17 protein-coding genes, 1 other RNA gene and 1 pseudogene are annotated in these 21,624 nt (G+C 65.5%); 9 read left to right on the forward strand and 10 right to left on the reverse strand.

Annotated elements, in window-relative coordinates:
* The first annotated feature begins 75 nt into the window (after positions 1 to 75).
* The 4 genes from XarbCFBP7408_RS06420 (at position 76) to XarbCFBP7408_RS06435 (ending at position 4,598) form a co-directional block, all read left to right on the forward strand.
* Positions 76 to 1,764 carry an ABC transporter ATP-binding protein gene (locus XarbCFBP7408_RS06420; protein WP_104562241.1) on the forward strand — a complete coding sequence of 563 codons (1,689 nt, stop codon included), beginning with the start codon at positions 76 to 78 and terminating at the stop codon, positions 1,762 to 1,764.
* Positions 1,748 to 2,833 carry an efflux RND transporter periplasmic adaptor subunit gene (locus XarbCFBP7408_RS06425; protein WP_104562242.1) on the forward strand — a complete coding sequence of 362 codons (1,086 nt, stop codon included), beginning with the start codon at positions 1,748 to 1,750 and terminating at the stop codon, positions 2,831 to 2,833. The genes XarbCFBP7408_RS06420 and XarbCFBP7408_RS06425 overlap by 17 nt, the downstream gene beginning before the upstream one ends.
* Positions 2,830 to 4,233: a TolC family protein gene (locus XarbCFBP7408_RS06430; RefSeq protein ID WP_104562243.1), complete on the forward strand. Its 1,404-nt coding sequence runs from the start codon at positions 2,830 to 2,832 to the stop codon at positions 4,231 to 4,233. Before XarbCFBP7408_RS06425 ends, XarbCFBP7408_RS06430 begins: the two co-directional genes overlap by 4 nt.
* Positions 4,234 to 4,385: 152 nt before the next feature.
* Positions 4,386 to 4,598 carry a hypothetical protein gene (locus XarbCFBP7408_RS06435; RefSeq protein WP_104562244.1) on the forward strand — a complete coding sequence of 71 codons (213 nt, stop codon included), beginning with the start codon at positions 4,386 to 4,388 and terminating at the stop codon, positions 4,596 to 4,598.
* 271 nt (positions 4,599 to 4,869) lie between these two features.
* Here the strand turns inward: XarbCFBP7408_RS06435 and XarbCFBP7408_RS06440 are convergent, their stop codons facing one another.
* From XarbCFBP7408_RS06440 to hrcA, 6 genes are all read right to left on the reverse strand, one after another.
* The gene (locus XarbCFBP7408_RS06440; protein ID WP_104562245.1) at positions 4,870 to 5,997 is read right to left on the reverse strand and encodes a prephenate dehydrogenase; all 1,128 of its coding nucleotides are present in this window, start codon (positions 5,995 to 5,997) and stop codon (positions 4,870 to 4,872) included.
* Positions 5,994 to 6,902: a pyridoxal kinase gene (pdxY, locus tag XarbCFBP7408_RS06445; protein WP_104562246.1), complete on the reverse strand. Its 909-nt coding sequence runs from the start codon at positions 6,900 to 6,902 to the stop codon at positions 5,994 to 5,996. Before pdxY ends, XarbCFBP7408_RS06440 begins: the two co-directional genes overlap by 4 nt.
* A 351-nt stretch (positions 6,903 to 7,253) precedes the next feature.
* The gene (gene dnaJ / locus XarbCFBP7408_RS06450; RefSeq protein WP_104562247.1) at positions 7,254 to 8,381 is read right to left on the reverse strand and encodes a molecular chaperone DnaJ; all 1,128 of its coding nucleotides are present in this window, start codon (positions 8,379 to 8,381) and stop codon (positions 7,254 to 7,256) included.
* A 143-nt stretch (positions 8,382 to 8,524) separates the two neighbouring features.
* A complete protein-coding gene (gene dnaK / locus XarbCFBP7408_RS06455) occupies positions 8,525 to 10,453 on the reverse strand; it encodes a molecular chaperone DnaK (protein ID WP_104562248.1) in 1,929 nt (642 codons plus the stop codon).
* Positions 10,454 to 10,595: 142 nt separating this feature from the next.
* Entirely contained in the window at positions 10,596 to 11,114 is a 519-nt protein-coding gene (gene grpE / locus XarbCFBP7408_RS06460; RefSeq protein WP_181106320.1) for a nucleotide exchange factor GrpE, read from the reverse strand.
* Positions 11,115 to 11,213: 99 nt separating this feature from the next.
* The gene (gene hrcA, locus XarbCFBP7408_RS06465) at positions 11,214 to 12,266 is read right to left on the reverse strand and encodes a heat-inducible transcriptional repressor HrcA (RefSeq protein ID WP_104562250.1); all 1,053 of its coding nucleotides are present in this window, start codon (positions 12,264 to 12,266) and stop codon (positions 11,214 to 11,216) included.
* A gap of 116 nt (positions 12,267 to 12,382) precedes the next feature.
* On the opposite strand from hrcA, the gene recN reads away from it, so the two are divergent.
* Entirely contained in the window at positions 12,383 to 14,047 is a 1,665-nt protein-coding gene (gene recN / locus XarbCFBP7408_RS06470) for a DNA repair protein RecN (RefSeq protein WP_104562251.1), read from the forward strand.
* Positions 14,048 to 14,243: 196 nt separating this feature from the next.
* Here recN and fur read toward each other — a convergent pair whose 3' ends face one another.
* The gene (gene fur, locus XarbCFBP7408_RS06475) at positions 14,244 to 14,654 is read right to left on the reverse strand and encodes a ferric iron uptake transcriptional regulator (protein WP_181106322.1); all 411 of its coding nucleotides are present in this window, start codon (positions 14,652 to 14,654) and stop codon (positions 14,244 to 14,246) included.
* 104 nt (positions 14,655 to 14,758) lie between these two features.
* Between fur and XarbCFBP7408_RS06480 the strand changes: the two genes are divergently transcribed.
* Complete coding sequence (locus tag XarbCFBP7408_RS06480) at positions 14,759 to 15,154, forward strand: outer membrane protein assembly factor BamE (protein ID WP_016901565.1); 396 nt, start codon at positions 14,759 to 14,761, stop codon at positions 15,152 to 15,154.
* A gap of 268 nt (positions 15,155 to 15,422) precedes the next feature.
* Here XarbCFBP7408_RS06480 and XarbCFBP7408_RS06485 read toward each other — a convergent pair whose 3' ends face one another.
* Both XarbCFBP7408_RS06485 and XarbCFBP7408_RS06490 read right to left on the reverse strand, forming a co-directional pair.
* Positions 15,423 to 15,698: an RnfH family protein gene (locus XarbCFBP7408_RS06485; protein WP_104562253.1), complete on the reverse strand. Its 276-nt coding sequence runs from the start codon at positions 15,696 to 15,698 to the stop codon at positions 15,423 to 15,425.
* Positions 15,699 to 15,700: 2 nt separating this feature from the next.
* Positions 15,701 to 16,132: a type II toxin-antitoxin system RatA family toxin gene (locus tag XarbCFBP7408_RS06490; protein ID WP_104562254.1), complete on the reverse strand. Its 432-nt coding sequence runs from the start codon at positions 16,130 to 16,132 to the stop codon at positions 15,701 to 15,703.
* Between the two features lie 60 nt (positions 16,133 to 16,192).
* On the opposite strand from XarbCFBP7408_RS06490, the gene smpB reads away from it, so the two are divergent.
* Complete coding sequence (gene smpB / locus XarbCFBP7408_RS06495; protein WP_006449452.1) at positions 16,193 to 16,696, forward strand: SsrA-binding protein SmpB; 504 nt, start codon at positions 16,193 to 16,195, stop codon at positions 16,694 to 16,696.
* A gap of 139 nt (positions 16,697 to 16,835) precedes the next feature.
* On the opposite strand, the gene XarbCFBP7408_RS06500 is transcribed toward smpB, so the two are convergent.
* On the reverse strand, positions 16,836 to 19,292 hold the full coding sequence (locus XarbCFBP7408_RS06500) for a S8 family peptidase (protein ID WP_104562255.1): 2,457 nt from the start codon (positions 19,290 to 19,292) through the stop codon (positions 16,836 to 16,838).
* Between the two features lie 133 nt (positions 19,293 to 19,425).
* Between XarbCFBP7408_RS06500 and ssrA the strand changes: the two genes are divergently transcribed.
* Positions 19,426 to 19,822, forward strand: a transfer-messenger RNA (tmRNA) gene (ssrA, locus tag XarbCFBP7408_RS06505).
* 107 nt (positions 19,823 to 19,929) lie between these two features.
* A pseudogene (locus XarbCFBP7408_RS06510) lies at positions 19,930 to 21,456 on the forward strand (tyrosine-type recombinase/integrase).
* Positions 21,457 to 21,624: the final 168 nt, after the last annotated feature.

Genomic DNA, 21,624 nt, shown 5'->3' on the forward strand with positions numbered 1-21,624 from the left:
GGTGAATAAGCGCTGCAGCCTTGTCCAATCCCTGCAACTCGTCAATGCTTCACTGAACTCATCAACGGATATCGAATGGCGGCCAAGCGGATCGGATGGCGGGAAGCGGCAAGCTGGCTGGCGGAAATCGTCGGCCCGGACATGCCGTATGTGCGCCTGGCCATGGTGTATGGCGTGGCGATCAGCCTGCTGTCGCTGGCAACGCCCATCTCGGTGCAGTTGCTGATCAACAGCGTTGCCAACACCGCGCTGCCCACGCCGCTATGGACCTTGTCTAGCCTGTTGCTCGGCCTGCTGTTGCTGGTGGCAACACTGAGCGCGATGCGGGTGTGGGTGATGGCGCTATTCGAACGCCGGCTGTTTGCGCGGGTGGTGGCGGAAATCACCGTGCGTGCGGTGCATGCGCAGAACCCGTTCTTCGCCGACCAGAACCGCGGCGATGTGTTCAACCGCTACTTCGATCTGGTGGTGGTGCAAAAAGCAGTGCCCAGTCTGGCCATCGGTGCGTTCACCATCGTGCTGCAATCGGCGGTCGGCCTGATCGTCACCAGCTTTTACCACCCGTTTTTCTTGGGTTTCAATGCGCTGTTGCTGCTGGTGATCTTCGCAATCTGGATGATCTGGTCGCGCGGCTCGATCCGTTCGGCGGTCGAACTGAGCCACGCCAAGCACAACGCCGCGCACTGGCTGGAAAGCGTGGGCGGCTCCAACGGTTTCTATAAATCCAGCCGCCATCTCAACTTCGCGATGAATCGTTCCGAGGCGGTGACTGCGACGTATGTCGACCGGCATCGGCGCCATTTCCGCTACACCTTCACCCAGACGCTGGCGTTCCTGCTCACCTATGCGGTGGCCAGCGCGGCGCTGCTGGCGTTGGGCGGCAGCCTGATCCTGCGCGGCGAGCTGTCGATCGGCCAGCTGGTGGCGGCCGAGCTGATCCTGAGCGCGGTGTTCTACGGCATTGCGCAGCTTGGCACCTATCTGGACGTGTTCTACGACCTGGTCGCCAGCGCGGAGGAATTGTCGCTGCTGTACGCCATCCCGCAGGAGCGTCCGGTGGTGGCCGCCGGCGAAGCGCCGGGCAACAGTGCGGTGCGCCTGGATGGCGTGGTGATCGAGGGCGCGCGTTTCGATTTCGCGCTGCAAGCCGGGGAGCAGTTGGTCACCCTGGCCGACGGCGGTGCCGACCGCCTGCTCGCCATGGTGCTCAAGCGCCACGTCGTTCCCGATCGCGGGCTGGTGATGGTGGGCGGCGCCGACATGGCCACCTTCGACATGTACCTGCTGCGTTCGGAAGTCACCGTGCTCGACCGGCCGACCATCGTGGAGGTCACCATTCGCGAATACCTGGCGATGGCCGCCGCCGACGTGACATCCGATGCGATGCTTCAGGCCATCGATGCGGTGGGCCTGCGCGCGCGCATCGCCGCATTGCCGCAAGGCCTGGACACCCGCCTCGCCGCATCCGGTTTCCCGTTGTGGATCGGCGATGTCATGGCGCTGAAACTGGCCAATGCGCTGCTGGTGCGCCCGCGGGTGCTGATGTTGTCGCAACTGTATGACCTGCTCCCGGCAGAACGTCTGACCCGGGTCCTGCGGCGCTTGAAGGACGCAGGAACTACGGTGCTGCTGTGCACCGGCCGGCCGGAGGACATCACCCTGGACGGCTGGTTCCGTCTGGAACCGGAGCGTCAGCAGCGCTACGCCACGCGTGCGGAACTGATCGCGTCCACCCAGGAGGCGACCCATGCAGCACGCCTCTGACCGGATCGCGCACTTCCCCACCCTGGCGGCGATGCGCCCACCCAGCATCGCCAAGGCGCTGGCCTGGATGCTGCTGATCGGGATTGTCATTGCCAGCGCGATCCTGGCACTGGCGCCCTGGGTGCAGACCGCCAGCGGCAAGGGCCAGGTGGTCTCGCTGGATCCGGGCGACCGCCAGCAGCAGGTCACCGCCTTCGTGCCCGGCCGGGTCGAGCGCTGGTATGTGCACGATGGCCAGCATGTCTCGCGCGGCGATCCGATCGCGCGCGTCGGCGATCTGGACCCCGACCTGCTCGCCCGCCTGGCCAGCGAGCGGGCCCAGGTGCAGGCGGAAATCAGCGCGATCCAGCAATCGCGCGCGGTCGCCAGCATCGATGTGGCGCGCAGCAGGCAATTGCTCGCCGAAGGGCTGGCCGGCCGCCGCGACTACGAGCTGACCCAGATCAAGGTCGGCGAGGCCGATGCCAAGCTGGCCGAATCGCGCGCCAAGCTGACCCGCATCGACATCCAGTTGAACCGCCAGTCGGCGCAGTTGGTGCGCGCACCGCGCGATGGCCGCGTGCAGCAGCTCAACGCCGCCAGCGGCAGTGCGATGGTCTCGCCCGGCACGGTGCTGGCGGTGATCGCGCCGGAGCGGGTGGAGCGTGCGGTCGAGTTGTTTATCGACGGCCGCGACGTGCCGCTGATCCGCCCCGGCCGCCCGGTGCGGCTGGAGTTCGAAGGCTGGCCGGCGATCCAGTTCAGCGGCTGGCCGTCGGTGGCGCACGGCATGTTCGATGGCCGCGTGCGCGCCATCGACCCCAATGCCGCGCCCGATGGCCTGTTCCGCATCCTGGTCGAACCGCAGCCGGGCAAGCCGGCCTGGCCGGCGCAGGAATTCGCCCGCCAGGGCGGCAAGGTGCGCGGCTGGGTGCAGGGCGAAACGGTGAAGGTCGGCTACGAACTGTGGCGCCAGCTCAATAATTTCCCGCTGGAGTTCGGTCGCCGTCCGGCGGCAGCGACGACGCAGGATGAGGGCAAGCCCAAGGCAGCGCCCAAGGCCGAAGACGACGAGACCGGCAAGAAATGATTGGCCGTCTTGTCGCCTTGCTGATCGCGCTCGCACCGGGCGTGGTCGCCGCCCAGACCACCCCGCTGACGCTGGATGAAGTGCTGCGCTCCTCTGCCCGCGCTTCCCCGCAGATCGTCGAAGCGCTGGCCAAGGTCCGCCAGGCCGAAGGCAAGGGGCTCTCGGCCGATGGCGCCTTCGATACCGTGTTCGATATCGAAGGCCGTTCGCGCGAGGCCGGCTATTACGACGGCAGCACGATCGAAACCGGCGCCAAGCGGCCGTTCGAAGAAAACGGCGGCTATTACTACGGCGGTTATCGTTCCTCGCGGGGCTCGTTCCCGGTCTACGAAGACAGGTCCTACACCGACCGCGGCGGCGAAGTGAAAGTCGGCGCGCTGTACGCGTTGCTGCGCGACCGCGTGATCGACGAACGCCGCACCAAGCGCAGCGTTGCCAGCGCCGATATCGATGTCGCCCAGTACGAGGCGCAAATGGTTGCCATCGGCGTACAGCGCCGCGCGGTGGATGCCTACCAGAGCTGGGTCGCGGCCGGCCTGAAGCTGCGCGCGTACAACGACCTGCTGCAGCTGGCCGAACGACGTCGCAATGCGATTTCCCGGCAGGTGACGCTGGGCGCGCGGCCCACCATCCTGCTGACCGAAAACGACCAGAACCTGGTCCGCCGGCGCGCCCTGGTGGTGCGCTCGGAGCAGGACTTCGCCAACGCCGCCAATGCCTTGTCGCTCTACCTGCGCGACGATGCCGGCATGCCGTTGATCGTCTCCAGCGAACGCCTGCCGGCCGATACGTCGGCGCTGGAAGGTCTGGCCGGTGCCAGCAGGATCGCCGCGCCGGTGGAGCGCCCCGACTACCGCGCGGTGCTGACCCGGATCGACCAGGCCACCGCGCGGCTGATGCTGGCGCAGAACGAGCTCAAACCACGCCTGGATGTCACCTTCGAGGTCAGCAAGGATCTGGGGGCGCCCGGTGTCGGCGGCCCGAACCGCTCGCCGACCGATGCGATCATCGGCTTCCGCTTCAGCGTGCCGCTGGAAAACAGGGCTGCCAAGGGCCGGGTCGCCGAAGCACGCGCCGAGATCGAGGCGCTGGATCAGCGCAGCCGCTACCTGCGCGACCAGATCACCGTGGAGGTCGAGTCGATCGTCATCTCGCTCACCGCTGCCGAGCGGCTGGCCAGGATCGCCGACGAAGAACGCAGCCTGGCCGACCGCCTGGCCGTGGCCGAGCGCCGCCGCTTCGAACTGGGCTCGGGCGATTTCTTCCTGGTCAATCAGCGCGAGGAGACCGCCAACGACGCCCGCGTGCGTCTGATCGATGCGCAGGCGCGCATTGCCTCGGCGCGTGCCGAGCTGGCGGCGGCAACGGCCGACCGGGACGCATTGCAGCTGAGCCGTTGAGCAGGCTGTCTGACGGCTTGCCGAGCGGTGCCGCAGTGCGCAATGACGCCCGGGTAACACCTGCCGGCGCATGCTCGCCTGCACCGGCCCGGCGCCGGGCGTGCGGTCCCTGGCGGCTCGCACTGCGACCCTGAAATCCTTCGGAGGTGCGTATGTCTTTCCGGCAATTTCCCGCAATCGGTGCAGATGGCGAGTCCTACGTCATCATCGAATTCCGCGACGAGCTCGCATCCCGCAACGGGCAGCAAGGCCGCACGCAACCGAACACCGCGCCACGCTACGAACTGCCCGATGGCCGCCGCCTGCAACGGCAGGGCCAGCGCTTCATCACCGCTGGTGGCGAGCTGCGCCTGTCGACGCCCTGACATGGCACTGGTCATTTTTTGACCAACCCGTCCGCAGCCGTTGCAGCGCAATCGCGACGCACAGTTATCCACATGCTTGTGCAGGTTTCATCCACACCCTGTGTGGATGAAACCTGTGCGCCTTGTTCGGCATTGCGCCCAGCGACAATCACCCTCGCCCCTGGGGGCATCGCATGCGATGTCATTCGGTCAGCACATGACCGGTGCCTGACATCTGCACCCCGATGCGGCCATCGACAGCGGTCAAGCCCACGACCGCCCCGCACTGCTGCTACCCGATGCGATCGGAACGCTCCAGCACCCGCCCAATGCCGCTGCGGTCGATGTCGCTGGCTGCCTGCACCAGCGCCGCGCGATCGCTACCCGGCTCGAACCCGATGCGGAAATGCAGCTCGCCCACCGGCGTGCGCGAGGAATGGATCGACGACAGGTTCACCCCGTGCCGCTCGAACACATGCAGCAACGCACGCAACGACCCGGGCTGGTCTTCCGGCAGATACACGCTCAAGGTCAGCGGCTCGGTGAGGTCGGCCAGCAGGTAGCCCACGCGCTCATAGGTGTAATTGCCGGCGGCGAGCGACTCGCCCCGCAGCGCCTGCGCGTTGTCGTCCAGAAACCGGGCGCGAAACTGCGCGCGCGCCGCATCGTCGCCTTGCGCGACCAGGGCGCGCAGCTGCTGCAGTTGCAGCAACAGCCGATCGAGCATCTCGCCGACGTACGGATTGCCGAACTGGATGTCTTCGTAGATCGCCGGATTGAGCGAGAGGATGCGCGCGATCACCGCGGTATCCAGCTCGAACGAGGCCGAGCGATACGGCATCAGCGCATGCAGCTCGCCGAGCAGCGGCGCGTAGTCGCGCAAGGTGCCGGCCTGCGCCAGATGGGTGGCGTGCACCATCGCCTGCACCAATGCCATCACGCGGTCGTGGTGCTCGGGCGTGGCGTACACGCACTCGGCCTGCAACGCGGTGCACAGCGCCTGCACCCACGTGGACCAGTGCTGCAGGCGCGCCTGGCAGACCACCATCACCCGCCCTTTCAAGGTCGGCGATTTGGGTGGTGCGGTCATCGGATGCAGGCCGACCACTTCCGCCTGCGAGGTCAACATCGCAGCGACCGGTGCCTGCTTGATCGAGGTGACATCCAGCCACAGCTGCGAGGCAGCGCGCGCGCCGGCAAGGTCCACATAGCGCTCGATCAAGGCAGCGGTGTGGCGGATCGGCGCAGAAAAAATCAGCACGTCCGCACGCTGCGCCAACGTGGCTTCGTCGATGTTGCCATCACCGGCCGGATCGAAGCCGATCACCTCCAGCCGCATGCGCGTGCGCAGGAACTGCGCCAGCCAGCGTCCGTAGGCGCCGGCAATGCCGACGATGCCGACCACCGGCTGCACCATCATGCCAATCGCTCGACGGCAAAGCGTGGCGCGGCAGCGAGTGCGGCCGGTGCGGCGGCCAGCACGTCGAACTCTTCGAAGCCTGCAGCCAGCGTCGCTTCCAGCGCGCTGTGCACGCCGCTGAGCGCATGCCCCACCGCTTGCTCGAACGGCACCTCGCGCAGCAGCAAGCCGATCAGCAAGGCCATCAGCACATCGCCGGTGCCGGCCACATCCACCGGCAGATGCGGCGTGGCCCAGCGATACACCGCCGTATCGCTGACCGCCAGCGTCACCAGCTCACCGGCCGCACCGGCCACGCTGTGTGCGAGCACCCATTGCGGGCCGCGCGCCAGCAATGCGCGCGCGGCGACGATGGCATCGTCCTGCTGCAGACTCGGCAAGCCGGTCAGGCGACCGAGCTCGAATGCATTGGGCGTCACCAGCCAGGCATGCGGCAACAGCCGCTCGGCGAAGACGCGCTCCAGCCCGGGTTCCACATACGGGCCGGTGTGGGTGTCGCCGATCACCGGATCCAGGCAATACCGCAGCTGCGGCACCTGCGGCAAGGTCTGCTCGAGCCAGTCGGCAAACGCCTCGCCATTGGCCAGGCTGCCGAAGTAGCCGGAGACCAGCATGCGCGCACGCTGCGGCAGGCCGCGCTCGGTGGCACCCAGCAACAGGTCGGCCAACCAGTCGGCCGGCAGGATGCGGCCGCGCAAGCTGGCGTAGAACGGCGCGTTGCTCAGCAGCGTGGTGGGCACTTCCGCCACACGCAGGCCCAGCGCGCGCAGCGGCGGCACCGCCGCGCTGTTGCCGGCATGGCCATACACCAGCTGCGATTGCACCGAGATCACATCGATCGGCGAAGGACCATCCGGACGCTGGCGGCGACCGTGGACCAGATGACTGTCGGGGGCATTGTTCATCGCCGCATTTTACGCCAGCGCCACGGCGCGCCCGCATTCGATCAATGCGACCGGCACCCGCTCGCGCCTACGTGCACCGCCGCCAGGCCGGTCTTCGCCAGACCGGTCCATGCGCTGGCAGCAGCCGATATCGCCTCCGATCTGTTGGGACTTCTGCCGCAAGAACGCAAATACCGGCCCTCGGGGCCGGCATTTGTCTGGAGAACCTCGCTCCAATGGTGCAACTTTCCGGGCATTCGGGAGCCGCCATCCGCTCCCACGAATCCCGAATCGCCACACTGGCGCACTACCCCGGCAGGCCGGGCCACGCCGCCCTTACGATTCCCCAATCCCGATTCCCCATTCCCGGCCTCAGGACGTCATCCGATCCCAGAACCCCTTGACGCCATCGATGAAGGTGGCCGACTTGGGCGAATGCTTGCGTGCATCCTCACCAGTGAACGTGGCTTCGAACTGCTGCAGCAGCTCGCGCTGATCGGCGGTGAGATTGACCGGGGTTTCCACCACCACGCGGCAATACAGATCGCCTTCGCTGCGGCTGCGCACCGAGCGCACGCCCTTGCCGCGCAGCCGGAACAGCTTGCCGGTCTGGGTTTCGGCCGGGATGCGGATTTCCGCCTCGCCGCCCAGCGTCGCCACCCGCACGGTGTCGCCGAGTGCCGCCTGCGAGATGCGGATCGGCACCTCGCAATGCAGATCGTCGCCGTCGCGCTGGAAGATCGCATGCTCGCGCACACGCACTTCCACATACAGATCGCCCGGCGGCGTGCCGGCCGGGCCGGCCTCGCCCTCGCCCGCCAGACGAATCCGGTCGCCGGTATCCACGCCGGCAGGCACCTTGATCGACAGCACCTTGTCTTCTTCCACGCGACCGGCACCGTGGCAGGTCTTGCACGGGTTCTGGATCAGCGTGCCGCGCCCGTCGCAATGCGGGCAGCTCTGCTGCATGGCGAAGATGCCGCGCTGGATGCGCACCTGGCCGCGTCCATGGCAGGTCCCGCATACGTCCACCTTGCCGTCTTCCGAACCGCTGCCGTGGCAGGGCTCGCACTCGATCAGGGTCGGGATCTCGATGCGGCGCTCGATGCCGGCAACGGCTTCTTCCAGATCCAGCTCCAGCACGTAACCGACGTCGGCACCACGCCGCGCGGCGCGCGGACCGGCAGCGCCACCGCCGAAAATATTGCCGAAGATATCGCCAAAGATATCTCCCATATCGGGGCCACCCGGCCCGCCGCCACCGCCCATGCCGTGCTCGAACGCCGCATGGCCATGCGCGTCGTAGGCGCGCCGCTTATTGCCATCGGACAGCACTTCGTAGGCTTCCTTGCATTCCTTGAACGCCGCTTCGGCAGCAGCATCGCCAGGATTGCGGTCCGGGTGGTGCTTCATCGCACAGCGCCGATACGCCTTCTTCAGCTCCTCGTCGCTGGCGCCACGGGCAACGCCCAGCACTTCGTAATAATCGCGTTTGCTCATGACAGGGAATCGGGAATCGGGAGACGGGAATCGTTCAAAGCGCACATCCTCAGTAAATCGCAATCGAAAGTGGAAGGGTCAGATAACGGGAAGGAGCGATGCCGCAGCACCGCTCCTCCCATTCTCGATTCCCTATTCCCCACTCACGCCTTCTTGTCGTCCTTGACCTCGGTGAACTCGGCGTCCACCACGTCGTCAGCGGCCTTGGAGGCCTGCGCGTTGCCGCTGGCCGCATCGGCGTTGCCGCCCTGCTCTGCCGCGGCGGCGGCGGCGTACAGCGACTGGCCGGCTTCTTCCAGGGTCTTGCTGCGGGCTTCGATCTGCGCCTTGTCGTCGCTCTTCATGGCGGTTTCCAGATCCGACAGCGCTGCTTCCACCTTGCCGATCACATCGCCACCGACCTTGCTGCCATGCTCGGTGATCGCGGTGCGGGTGGCGTGGATCAGGCCATCGGCCTGGTTGCGGGCCTGCACCAGCTCGTGGAACTTCTTGTCCTCTTCGCGGTTGGCTTCCGCGTCGGCGACCATGCGCTGGATCTCTTCATCCGACAGACCCGAACCGGCCTTGATCTCGACCTTCTGTTCCTTGTTGGTCTTCTTGTCCTTGGCCGACACGTGCAGGATGCCGTTGGCGTCGATGTCGAAGGACACTTCCACCTGCGGCATGCCGCGCGGCGCCGGCTCGATGCCGGACAGGTCGAACTTGGCCAGCGACTTGTTGAAGCGGGCCTGCTCGCGCTCACCCTGCAACACATGCACGGTCACGGCCGACTGGTTGTCTTCGGCGGTGGAGAAGGTCTGCGAGGCCTTGGTCGGGATGGTGGTGTTCTTTTCGATGATCTTGGTGAACACCCCGCCCATGGTTTCGATACCCAGCGACAGCGGGGTCACGTCCAGCAGCAGCACGTCCTTGACGTCGCCGGCCAGCACGCCGCCCTGGATCGCGGCGCCCACGGCCACGGCTTCGTCCGGGTTGACGTCCTTGCGCGGTTCCTTGCCGAAGAAATCGGCAACTGCCTGCTGCACCTTCGGCATGCGGGTCTGACCGCCGACCAGGATCACTTCGTTGATGTCGCTGGCGCGCAGGCCGGCATCGTTCAACGCGGTGCGGCACGGCTCGATCGACTTCTTGACCAGGTCTTCGACCAGCGCTTCGAGCTTGGCACGGGTCAACTTGATGTTGAGGTGCTTCGGGCCCGAGGCATCGGCAGTGACATACGGCAGGTTCACTTCGGTCTGCTGGCTGGTCGACAGCTCGATCTTGGCACGCTCTGCGGCGTCCTTCAGGCGCTGCAGCGCCAACGGATCCTTGCGCAGATCGATGCCCTGATCCTTGTTGAATTCGTCGACCAGGTACTCGATGACGCGGTTGTCGAAGTCCTCGCCGCCCAGGAAGGTGTCGCCGTTGGTGGCCAGCACTTCGAACTGTTTCTCGCCATCGACTTCGGCGATTTCGATGATCGAGACGTCGAAGGTGCCGCCGCCCAGGTCGTACACGGCAATCTTGCGGTCGCCGCCGTTCTTGTCCAGGCCATAGGCCAGGGCTGCCGCAGTCGGCTCGTTGATGATGCGCTTGACGTCCAGACCGGCGATGCGGCCGGCGTCCTTGGTGGCCTGACGCTGGCTGTCGTTGAAGTACGCCGGCACCGTGATCACGGCCTCGGTGACCTTCTCGCCCAGGAAATCCTCGGCGGTCTTCTTCATCTTTTCCAGCACGCGCGCAGAGATTTCCTGCGGGGCCATGCGCTTGCCGTCGCTGGTCTGCACCCAGGCATCGCCGTTGTCGTGGGCGAGAATGCCGTACGGCACGTGCGAGATGTCCTTCTGCACTTCGGCGTCGGTGAACTTGCGGCCGATCAGACGCTTCACCGCATAGAAGGTGTTCTTCGGGTTGGTCACCGCCTGGCGCTTGGCCGAGGCACCGACCAGCACTTCGCCGTCCTTGGTGTAGGCGACGATCGAAGGCGTGGTGCGGTCGCCCTCGGAATTTTCGATGACGCGGGCCTTGCCGCCGTCCATGATCGCCACGCACGAGTTCGTGGTGCCGAGGTCAATACCAATGATCTTGCCCATGGATACGCTCCTGATGATTCTTCAGCTGTGTCCGGCGACGCCGGGTCTGGCTGAGATGTGGGGGTGGTGCGCAGGTGTTCAAGCCACCTGCGCAAATCTGCGTTTCGCGCGTGCGCCCGGCAGTTCAACCGGGCGCCCCGGTTCAGTCGTGCCTGGCCACGACCACCAGGGCCGGCCGCAGCAGACGCTCGTTGAGCAGATAGCCTTTCTGGAACACCTGCACCACGTGGCCCGGGGCGATGCCCTCGGCCTCGCCCTGGCTGATCGCCTGGTGCTGGTCCGGGTTGAATGGCTGGCCGACCGGGTCGAGCAGGGTCAGGCCGTTGTCGGCCGCGACCTTGAGCAACTGCCTGTAGGTCATGTCCAAACCATCGCGCAGCGGGCTGGGCTCGCTACCGGCGGCGGTCAGCCCGGCGTCCAGGCTGTCAAACACCGGCAGCAGCTCGCCCAGCAGCTTCTCGTTGGCGAACTTGCGCGCGTTCTCGACATCGCGGGCAATGCGCTTGCGCTGGTTTTCCAGATCGGCGCGCTCGCGCAGGGCATCGGCCTTGACCAGCGCAATCTCGCTGCGCAGCGACTCGATCTCGGCCTTGAGCGGATCGGTCTCGGGTGGGTTCTGGGACAGGTCTTCGGAGTCGAATTCGGGGTGGTCTTGGTTCATGTGCAGTTCCCGGGCAAGCGGAACGCCCGCCCCAATGTCACCCCGTATGTGGGCGCGCGCGCGCGTTTCAAGCAAAACGAGCGTATCGATCGCTGCCGCTTATCGCGTGCCGGGCGGTTCCATGGCCGCGCCCAGCACCTGGGCGGCGGTCTGCACCAGCGGAATCACCCGGTCGTAGGCCATGCGTTTGGGCCCGATCACGCCCAGCACGCCCAGCACCTGGCCATTGGCGGCATACGGCGCGGTGACCAGCGAGACGTCGTCCAGCGACACCATGCCGGTCTCCTCGCCGATGAAGATGCGCACGCCCGGCGCCTGGATGGTGCGCTCGAGCAGCTGCAGGATCTCGCGCTTGCTGGCGAAGGCCTCGAACAGCTCGCGTAGCCGGTCCAGGTCGGACAGGTCCTGCACGCCCATCAGCCGGGTCTGCCCGGCCATCACCATGTCCTCGGCACCTGCCGGCACCAGCGCCTCGCTGGCCAGATCCACGCTGTGCGCCAGCAGCTGCTCCATCTCGTTCTTGGCCATGCGCAGCTCGCGCAGCAGGCAGGCGCGGATGTCCGACAGCGCACGCCCGGCAAATTGCGCATTGAGGTAATTGGCCACCCGCTCCAGCTCGGCCGGCTCGTAGGCCCGGCGCGGCTCGATCACCCGGTTCTGCACCTCGTTGTCGGCAAACACCAGGATCGCCAGCACCCGGCGCGCGTCCAGCGCCACGAAGTCGATATGCCGGAACGCGAACTGCTCGCGCCGCGGCGCGCTGACCACCCCGACGAAATGGCTCATCGCCGACAGCATCTGCGAGGCGCTGCCCAGCAGCGACTGGGTGCCGTTGCCGTTGGCCAGCTCGGCGCGCAGGCGGCGCACTTCTTCCTCGCCGGGCGGCTGCATCTGCACCAGGCTGTCGACGAACACCCGATAACCGTGCGCGGTGGGCACCCGCCCGGCCGAGGTATGCGGAGAGCTGAGCAGCCCCACATCCTCCAGATCGGCCAGGATGTTGCGGATGGTGGCCGGGCTGACGTCCAGCCCGGCGTGCTGGGCCAGCGTCTTGGAACCCACCGGCTCGCCATCGCGGATATAGCGGGCAATCAGCGTCCGCAGCAATTGGCGTGCGCGGGGATCGAGCGTTGGGGACTGTGACGCGCGCATGGGATCATCCGGTGAGACTGGGCATAGATAATGTCTGGCCCTGCGGTTGGCAAGCGTCTTATTCCCTGCCCGCCGCTCCCACCCTAAGCTTCCCCAAAGCGTTCACACTCGACCCCATGCTCAGACACCTCTCCATCAAGGATTTCGCCGTCGTCCGCGCCACCGAACTGGAATTCGGGCCAGGCATGACCGTGGTTTCCGGCGAAACCGGCGCCGGCAAGTCGCTGATGGTGGACGCGCTGGGCTTCCTGTCCGGGCTGCGCGCCGACAGCGGCGTGGTCCGCCACGGTGCCGACCGCGCCGAACTGTCGGCCGAATTCCAGCTGCCGGCCCAGCACCCTGGCCTGACCTGGCTGTCGGACAACGAACTCGACGACGACGCGCAATGCCAGCTGCGCCGGATCATCCGTGCCGATGGCGGCTCGCGCGCCTGGATCAACGGCCGCCCGGTGACCTCTTCGCAACTGGCGGAGCTGGCCTCGCGGCTGGTGGAGATCCACGGCCAGCACGAACACCAGGCGTTGATGGCCCGCCATAGCCAGCTCGCCCTGCTCGACGCCTACGCCCGCAACGGCGCGCAACGCGAGCAGGTGCGCCAGGCCAGCCAGCGCTGGCAGGCGCTGCTGGACGAGCGCGATGCGCTGTCCGCGCAAGGCGATGTCTCCGACCGCATCGGCTTCCTGGAACACCAGCTCGGCGAACTGGAACGCGAGGATCTGGACCCGGCCGCGATCGCCGCGCTGGACGTCAATCACCGCCGCCAGGCGCACGCCACCGCATTGATCGGCGCCTGCGACAGCGTGGCCCTGCAGCTCAATGGCGACGACGGCGCCTGCGCACTGGGCCTGTTGCAGGACAGCCGCCACGACCTGGCGCGCGTGGCCGAGCACGAGCCGCGCCTGGGCGAGGTCGATGCGCTGCTGGACAGCGCGGTCATCCAGATCGAGGAGGCGCTGGCCCTGCTCGACCGCGTGCGCGACGACCTGGAGGCCGATCCGGCCCAGTTCGAAGCGATGGAGCGCCGGCTCGGTCGCCTGCACGATCTGGCCCGCAAGCACCGCGTCACCCCGGACGAGCTGGCCGCCCAGCGCGACCGCCTGAGCCTGGAAGTGGAAAGCCTGCGCGGTGCCGACGAGCGCCTGCAGCAGCTGGACAAGCATATCGAGGCGGCGATTGGCGTCTGGCGCAGTGCAGCCAGCACCCTCAGCGCCAGCCGCACCACCGCTGCCGAGGCCTTGTCGGCCGCCACCACCACCCTGATCGGCGAGCTGGGCATGGGCGGCGGGCAGTTCCTGATCCAGTTGCAACCCCAGGACACCCTGCGTCCGGACCCCAACGGCGCCGAGCGGGTCGAATTCCTGGTCGCCGCCAACGCCGGTCAGCCGCCGCGCGCATTGCGCAAGGTCGCCTCCGGCGGCGAGCTGTCGCGGATTTCGCTGGCGATCGAGGTGGCCGCACTCGGGCTGGATAGCGTGCCGACCATGGTCTTCGACGAGGTCGATTCCGGCATCGGCGGCGCGGTGGCCGACATCGTCGGGCAGAAGCTGCGCGCCCTGGGCGAAGAGCGCCAGGTGCTGTGCGTGACCCACCTACCGCAGGTGGCCGCCAAGGGCCATGCGCACTACCGGGTCAGCAAGGCGCCGGTGGACGGCATGACCCAGAGCGCGGTCGAACTGCTCGGCCCGCAGGCGCGCCAGGAAGAACTGGCGCGCATGCTGGGCGGGGTGGAAGTGAGCAAGGAAGCGCGCGCCGCGGCCCGCAAGCTGTTGCAGAGCGCCTGATCGCGACGAGCAGCTCACAGATTCAGAGTTCCCGTTCCCTCCCTCCCCGCTGACGAAGCTCCCTTCCCCCGCCTGCGGGGGAAGGTGCCCGAAGGGCGGATGGGGGCATGAGCCATCCAGCAAACCCACCAACACGCCCCAGAACGCACAAGGCGGCCGAAGCCGCCTCTTCGTTCATATCTGCAAGACACCAAGCTCAGCGCGGACGCTTCTTGCGCACGTACAGCACCAGCGAGTGCTCTTCCAGCTCGTAACCATGCTGGGCGGCGATCTGGCGCTGCAATGCCTCGATCTGTTCGCTTTCGAACTCGATCACGTGGCCGGTATCCACGTCCACCATATGGTCGTGATGGCCGCCACGATCCAGCTCATACACCGCCTGGCCGCCTTCGAAATTGTGCTTCAGCACCAGGCCGGCGGCCTCGAACTGGGTCAGCACTCGGTACACCGTGGCCAGACCGATTTCGTCGCCATGGTCGAGCAGCTGCCGATAGATGTCTTCTGCGCTGAGGTGGTGCTGGTTGCTCTTCTGCTCGAGCAACTCCAGGATCCGCATCCGCGGATGGGTCACCTTGAGCCCGACTTTGCGCAGGTCGTGGGTTTCCATATGTTCTCCGTTCATTGGCGATTTAGCGCCAGCTGCCATCAAACGGGTCGCGGCGACCGGCGGGAGTGTATCATCGGCGTGATTTCCTCAGCACTTAATCCCCGATGCGTAATCTCCTGCTGGTCGCCGCCGTTGCTCTTTCCACCGCTGGCTGCGGCATCATCTACAAGCAGCCGATCTACCAGGGCAATCTGATCAAACAGAACGCCGTGGAGCAACTGCAGGTAGGCCAGAGCAAGCAGCAGGTCAGCGCGTTGCTGGGTACCCCCTCGATCCCCGACCCATTCCACTCGCAGCGCTGGGACTACACCTCCACCCAACGCGTGGACCGCCTGGCGCGTACCGAGGTCAAGAACTTCACCGTGTTCTTCGAAAACGAGCAGGTCGTTCGCTGGGAAGGCGATTATTTCCCGTCGCAGGACGAACAGCTGGCCAAGTCGGCGCCCAAGCAGTTCGGTCGCAATCTGGCCCGCGACAAGAAGAAGCAGCGCGGCCGTTGATGCGCCTGGTCGCGCGCTGCGCGATCGCCCAGCTGTCGGCTGCACCAGCGAACGCATCCCTTCGAATGGATGCGTTTTTTCTTTTGTCTGATCGGAAAGGCGTGTCCGATCACGGACCGCAGCGCGGACCTGGATACCGATCACTGGAACTTTTCGTCAGATGTCGCGTCGACATGCGCCTGTCCAGGCAACAGGGTGCGTTCACGCCGCAGAATCGCCACCGCAAGCGTCCGCTATGCCGCGTACGCAACGCAGCGGCGGCCAGCCGCTACCCCCTGGGACCGGCCTTTTTGCCTAGTCCGGCACGGCGCCGCCGTGCCTCCTTCGGATCCAGCAACAGCGGTCTGAGCAATTCGACCCGGTCGCCGTCGCGCAGCACCTGATCCGCGCGTGCGATCAGCCCATGGATCGCCTGCGCGGCGGGCGGTCGATCCGGTGCCAGACCGGACGCGGCAATCGCCTCGGCCACGGTGGCGCCCTCGGCCAGCTCCAGCGACACCGAACTGCAGCGGTCCGGCCAGGCCAGCACGACGTCGACCCGCATGCTCAGACGTCGCCGCGATCGGCGACCCGCACGAAGTCGTTGACCATGCGGTCGGCCAGGCCTTGAAAACCCAGGGCCAGCGCCGGACCCAACAGCCGCGAACTAGTTTCCACTTCCAGGGTCAGGCTGACCTTGCAGGCATTCTCGCCCAGCGACTGAAACTCCCACAGGCCTTCCAGGCGCCTGAACGGACCGTCGCGCAGATGCATGACGATGCGCTGCGGACGTTCGAGCACGTTTTCAGTGGTGAACCAGGTGCGGAACGAGCCCAGCCCCAGATCCAGCCGCGCCACGATATGCGCCTGGTCCTGTTCAAGCACCTGCGCAGCATCGCACCAGCCGAAACGGCGCGGGTAGGCGGCGACATCATTGACCAGATCGAACATGCGGGTGGCGCTGTGTTCGACCAGGGCGCTGCGACGGATGGTAGGCATTCGCTGACTTGTGAAAGACGGAAGATCGTTTGATGACGCCGAATCGGCGACAATGGCGGCATGAGCAAGAAACCAGCCAAGGATAAAGCAAACGGTGCGACGGCCACGAAAACCATCGCGCTGAACAAGCGTGCGCGCCATGAATACCACCTGGAGGAGCGCTACGAAGCCGGCCTGGCCCTGCAGGGCTGGGAGGTCAAGGCGATCCGCGCCGGCCGCGCCAACATCATCGATGGTTACGCCTACGTGCGCTCCGGCGAGATCTTCCTGATCGGCGCGCAGATCACCCCGCTGATCCAGGCCTCCAGCCACACCGTGCCGGTGGAACGCCGCGACCGCAAGCTGCTGCTGCACCGCCGGGAAATCGACAAGGTGCTGAGCAGCGTCGAACGCGACGGCTACACCCTGGTGCCGACCGCGCTGTACTGGAGCAACAACAAGGTCAAGCTGGAAATCGCACTGGCCAAGGGCAAGCAGAACCACGACAAGCGCGACGCCGCCAAGGACCGCGACTGGCAACGCGACAAGCAGCGCGTGATGCGGCGGCATAACCGGGATGCGTGAATCGGGAATCGGGAGTGGGGAATCGCAAGAGCTGGGTAGGCTCGCTGCGTTGATCTCAAGTTAGTTCACGACGAGGGTATTTCGGGATCCGCAAGAAGCATCCTGCCTTTACGATTCCCGATTCCCCACTCCCGATTCATCACGTCTTCCCAAGCATCCGCATCAAATTCGGCACTCCCCTGCCCTGCACGTAGCGATCGCGTTGCAGGTCGGTGCTGGTGTCCAGCATCAGCTGCTTGACCCGATCCGGGAAGCCGATGAACTCGCGGCGAGCGGAGAGGAAACCGGCCAACACGCCGGAGACGTGCGGTGCGGCCATGCTGGTGCCGCTCATCTCCACCATCAGGCTGGCCGGATCGTCCGGATCGAAGTCGTAATAGGCCGACAGGATCTTTTCGCCCGGCGCTACCACATCCGGCTTGCCGCGCCCGTCGGCGGTCGGTCCGCGCGAGGAAAAATACGACACGCCGTAATTGTGCGGGCTGCTCTTGTGTACCGAGCCGACCACGATGGCGTCTTCCAGATTGCCCGGGTCGCTGATCGACAGATCCATGTTGGCTGGATACGCATCGCCGTCGTTGCGCATCAGCCAGGCCAGGCCCTCGTTGCCGGCGGCCACCACCACCAGCACGCCTTGCCGCCACAACCGCCGCAACTCGTTGCACAGCGGCGTAAAACCGCAGCCGTAGCTCTCCGGATCGAAGTAGCCGCCCAGGCTCAGATTGACGCCGTGGATGACCAGTTCGCCGGCGCGCTCATTGATCGCCGCCACCTGCTGCACCGCCTTGATCATCCAGGAATCGCGGCCGTTGCCGGCGTCGTCCAGCACCTTGAACCCGTAGAGCTGGGTATCGGGTGCCATGCCGGCGAACTCCAGCGGTTTGCCCGGGTTGCCCTGCGCATCGGCAATCACCGCATGGCTGTGGCCGGCGATGATCCCGGCGATATGCGTGCCGTGCCCGTGCCGATCCAGCCGGGCGAACACATCGCCGTCGGCACGCGTCAATCGCCTGGCCGCGCCCCGGCGCGTGCAATCCCACTGCGCCACCACCGTCTCGCGCTCTCCCTTCGCGAAGAAATGCGGATGACTGGCCGCGATGCCGGTGTCCAGCACCGCCCAGCCGATCTGCTGGCCGCGCGCGCGATACGCGGTGCGCGCCGCATCGGCATGCAGGACGTTGCCGGACACGTTGATCAGGGCGCGCTTGCCGGCATCGCGCCACACCCGCCGGAATCCCAGCGCACGGTAGCGGTCCTGCAGCGATTCGATCTCGAACCGCGTCAGCCGCGCCGATACAAACCGCTGCAAGCCATCTTCCAGCTCGATCGCCTCGTCGAGTGCATCGCCGCTCAAGCCGCTGGTCGCTGCAGCACTCTGGCGCAACTGCGCCAACAGCAGCGCACGTGTGGCGGCCGGATCGTCGCCCGACGACCGTCGATCCAGCTCGATCAGCACTTCGTGCCGGTACTCGGCGCCATGCGCTTCCAGCTGCTCGCTGAGATCCTTGATCAGCACCGCGTTGGAGACCGGCTGATCGAAGCCGACGCCTACCGCCTCGCGCACCACCGCACGCACCTGCGGAATCGACAGATAGCCCGAGCCCGAATGCGCGTTGTGCTGCCAGTCCGGATTCAGGCGCGCGCGCGCGAGATTTTCGAAACGCCCCTTGGCATTGACGATGTCGTCGCCGAGATCCGGATCCAGCGCAATCGGGTCGTGCGTATCGGCCACGTTGATCCAGCGCCGTACGCACGCGGGAAACGGCAGCTTGCGCGTGCCGGTCCAGCGCTTGAACATGCTGCGCACCTGCGGCAGGCCCAAGGGCGAGCCCAGGGTCAGGAACAGGCTGACCTCGCACTCGGTCGCCTGGAGCTGACGCAGCACGTCAAAGGCGATCATCGACCCCTGGCTGTGCGCCACCACCACAAACGGCCCGCCGCCCGAGCGCAACCGCTGCATCAGGCTGTCGCGCATCAACGTCGCACGCTCGGGCACGAAGAACAAATCGTGCACGTCCTGCAGCAGCGCAGCGGTGATCAGCCGCAGCAGCATGCGGTTGATCGCATCGATCGGACCTTTGGCCTGCACCTGGCCTGCCGCCGGCATCGCGGGCGCGGCATCCAGTTCGTCCAGCAGGCGGTGCAGATCGACACGCTCTTGCTCGCTCTGCGCCAAGGCATCTGCGAGCAGATGCAGATCCTGCTCGCCTGGCACCAGCCCAAGCGTGCTCAAGGCGCGCTGCATGCCCTGATTGAGCGCCGGGCCGACATCGCGCGCATCGCAGTTACCGGGTTCGGCAACCGGATAGCGCTCGCGATTGACCCAGTACGCCAGCCGCGTGCGCTCGCCCATCGGCCGCCCGAACAAGGCCTTGTCCCACTGACAGCGCAACACCTCGGCCGGCGGCTTGTTGCCGATGCCATGGATGTAGATCACGGTGCGCGCCCTGCCCTGCACGCGCGTCAGCGCGGTGTCCTGCGCCTGCTGCTGCGCGACTTCGCCTGTGGGCCGAGGCCTGGGGGCGTCGACGCCCGGTGCGCGTTTGCGGGGCGTACTGCGTGCCTGCCGCGGACCTGGGGGCTTGCCTGTCGCCATCGCTTCGCTCCTTGATTACCAGACTTTTCCGTCAGATAGGACTGAAGCCACTGTAAGCGCCGCACGTCTCACCACTTGTGACAGGGCGCTCCGATCCCTACACTGATCGGGTCAGCGTTTTACTGCTTTCCCCGGGGGTGCACTGGTTTCGACGGGGGTCGCGAAGTCGCTTGGCGCATGCCGAGGGGGCAGCTTTCCTCGTTAATCCAGCAGCAAACTTTTAGTTGCCAACGATGACAACTACGGTTCGGACTTCGCTATCGCCGCTTAATTGGCTTTAGTTGTAGTTCTACAGCCGCCTAAGGCGAACCCCCGAACCTACTTGTGCCCGTGCTCGTAGGTGTAGGGTCATTATCACGGAACCATCGGTAGTGGCTGCCTGTCAGCTACCGGTTAGATAAAGCAGGCTGGTTTCCAGGTGCGCTTTGCCAACCGTGCTGCCTGGGAATGAGATCCAACGGAGGGCTAAGCATGTAGTGCTGGGGATGGAGTGCTTCCGGACGGCGGTTCGATTCCGCCCACCTCCACCATCTGATCGCGGAAAAGAGCAGTAAGTGCTTGATTTCGCGAAGGTTAGGCCCGGGGTTTGATGTTCAGTTTGAGCCTGCGTTAGGTATCAAACGAGGTATCAAACCCCGTGCCAAAGCCTTATTTTCTGCGCCGCCCTGCTGGGCTCTATGTGCGCTTCTTCGTCCCGACCGACCTGCAAGCCCTCATTGGCTCGCGCTACCTTGTCCGTCCCGTTCGCTTGTCCCTTGGTGATGCTGCCCGACTGGCCGTAGCTCGAACTGCTGTGGCACTCTCGGAAGCATTCGATCAGATGCGGCAAGGAGCGGGCATGCGGGACGATTTGCTGAGCCAGGCTCTGGCCGTGTTGCAAGGGAACGAAACCCGCCCCTACACCATCAAAGTCGGTGGCGTGGAGCTCTCTGCCAACGGAGCGGACGATCATGCGCGGCTGCTGGACGCACTGAAACACCTCCCTCTTCAGCAATTGGCTTCTGTGAAGAGCGCCGGACCGCTGCTGTCAGAGCGCGCCACCATCCACATCAGTGAGATGCGACGGGTGGGGCGAAGCGCGAAAAACGTGCTCGATACCGAACACAGCCTGGGACTGTTTGTGGCCCTTGTCGGGGACAAGCCTGTCGAAGACTACAAGACTGATGATGTCCGAAAGTTCCTGGATGCACTTGAGCACTACCCCAGCAACGCCACCAAAAAGGCGGTGTTCGCCGGTCTCACCCCTGTCGAAATCCTGAGCAAGGCGCGGCAAGGTGGTCATGAACTGCTGAGCATGCGCACCAAGGAAAAACATCGGGATCGTATTGCGTCCTTCTTCAACGCCTTGGCGAACGAAGACCTGATCAGCAAGGCGCCTCACAAAGCCATCCTCAATCGCGCCAAGTCGCTCACCGATGAGCCGAGTCGTGATCCGTTTAGCTAAGCCGAGCTCGAAGCGCTGCTTGAACTGAATGCATTCACCTCTTGGGCCAAGAAGTATCCACACCGATGGTTTGGCACGCTGTTGGGATTTGCGACCGGTGCTCGGGTCAATGAGGTCGCTCAGCTCTATGTTGACGACATCGGCAAGGTCGGCGATTTCTGGGGCGTGCATTTCCGGGGAGCCAAGCCAGATCAACGCTTGAAGAACCCCCACTCCTCCCGGTTTGTGCCCCTGCCCACATCCCTGATCGAGGCTGGGTTCTTGGTCTATGTGGATGAGGTCAAGCACGCAGGCTTTGAGCGACTGTTCCCGCACCTTCCCTACAACGCCGAAAACGGCTACGGCGACGCGCTGGGTGATCAGTTCCGGGCCTATGCGATCAAGCAAGGGTTGACCCAACGGCTCAAAAGCTTTCACTGCTTCCGACACACTTTGTCCAATTCGTTGGTCAATGAGCACGGCGTGTCGCTTCCGATTTCCCAACAAATCACCGGCCACGAGTTGACGCTTCCGCCAGGATTGAAGCACTACGTTGATCCGCCTTCTGTTCCCGCTCGCTTTTCGGCCATTGAGCAGTTTGGCCCTCCGCTTCCCCTACCCGCTTACACGCCAGGGCAGTTTGATCGTGCGTTCAAGCAGGTTCGCCACATGGAGCGACGACGCGAGCAGGCGGCCAAAAAGAGGACGAACAAAACAAGAACAACAGGATGGAAGAATTAAAATCACGGGGGATCTTGCCCCGGATACCGTGTGGTGGCTGAGTGGATTCTATCGTCGCGGAATTAATGCTTGCACCTAACAGGCTGCTGAAATACCTCTCAGCTCGTAGACTACTTGAGTCGGAACATCCCCCACTACCATGCGTGGCGTAGACGTCTTCAGCGAGCA

Origin of the sequence: Xanthomonas arboricola pv. guizotiae, assembly GCF_002940205.1 — a bacterium.
GTDB lineage: Bacteria > Pseudomonadota > Gammaproteobacteria > Xanthomonadales > Xanthomonadaceae > Xanthomonas > Xanthomonas arboricola_C.

Bases quoted from the DNA above. Each gene is read 5' to 3' on its own strand.
- pdxY (WP_104562246.1), bottom strand. From the start codon at position 6,902: ATGAACAATGCCCCCGACAGTCATCTGGTCCACGGTCGCCGCCAGCGT.
- XarbCFBP7408_RS06435 (WP_104562244.1), top strand. From the start codon at position 4,386: ATGTCTTTCCGGCAATTTCCCGCAATCGGTGCAGATGGCGAGTCCTAC.
- dnaJ (WP_104562247.1), bottom strand. From the start codon at position 8,381: ATGAGCAAACGCGATTATTACGAAGTGCTGGGCGTTGCCCGTGGCGCC.
- XarbCFBP7408_RS06490 (WP_104562254.1), bottom strand. From the start codon at position 16,132: ATGCCTACCATCCGTCGCAGCGCCCTGGTCGAACACAGCGCCACCCGC.
- fur (WP_181106322.1), bottom strand. From the start codon at position 14,654: ATGGAAACCCACGACCTGCGCAAAGTCGGGCTCAAGGTGACCCATCCG.
- XarbCFBP7408_RS06430 (WP_104562243.1), top strand. From the start codon at position 2,830: ATGATTGGCCGTCTTGTCGCCTTGCTGATCGCGCTCGCACCGGGCGTG.
- recN (WP_104562251.1), top strand. From the start codon at position 12,383: ATGCTCAGACACCTCTCCATCAAGGATTTCGCCGTCGTCCGCGCCACC.
- XarbCFBP7408_RS06420 (WP_104562241.1), top strand. From the start codon at position 76: ATGGCGGCCAAGCGGATCGGATGGCGGGAAGCGGCAAGCTGGCTGGCG.
- smpB (WP_006449452.1), top strand. From the start codon at position 16,193: ATGAGCAAGAAACCAGCCAAGGATAAAGCAAACGGTGCGACGGCCACG.
- XarbCFBP7408_RS06480 (WP_016901565.1), top strand. From the start codon at position 14,759: ATGCGTAATCTCCTGCTGGTCGCCGCCGTTGCTCTTTCCACCGCTGGC.
- dnaK (WP_104562248.1), bottom strand. From the start codon at position 10,453: ATGGGCAAGATCATTGGTATTGACCTCGGCACCACGAACTCGTGCGTG.
- XarbCFBP7408_RS06485 (WP_104562253.1), bottom strand. From the start codon at position 15,698: ATGCGGGTCGACGTCGTGCTGGCCTGGCCGGACCGCTGCAGTTCGGTG.
- XarbCFBP7408_RS06500 (WP_104562255.1), bottom strand. From the start codon at position 19,292: ATGGCGACAGGCAAGCCCCCAGGTCCGCGGCAGGCACGCAGTACGCCC.
- grpE (WP_181106320.1), bottom strand. From the start codon at position 11,114: ATGAACCAAGACCACCCCGAATTCGACTCCGAAGACCTGTCCCAGAAC.
- XarbCFBP7408_RS06425 (WP_104562242.1), top strand. From the start codon at position 1,748: ATGCAGCACGCCTCTGACCGGATCGCGCACTTCCCCACCCTGGCGGCG.
- hrcA (WP_104562250.1), bottom strand. From the start codon at position 12,266: ATGCGCGCGTCACAGTCCCCAACGCTCGATCCCCGCGCACGCCAATTG.
- XarbCFBP7408_RS06440 (WP_104562245.1), bottom strand. From the start codon at position 5,997: ATGATGGTGCAGCCGGTGGTCGGCATCGTCGGCATTGCCGGCGCCTAC.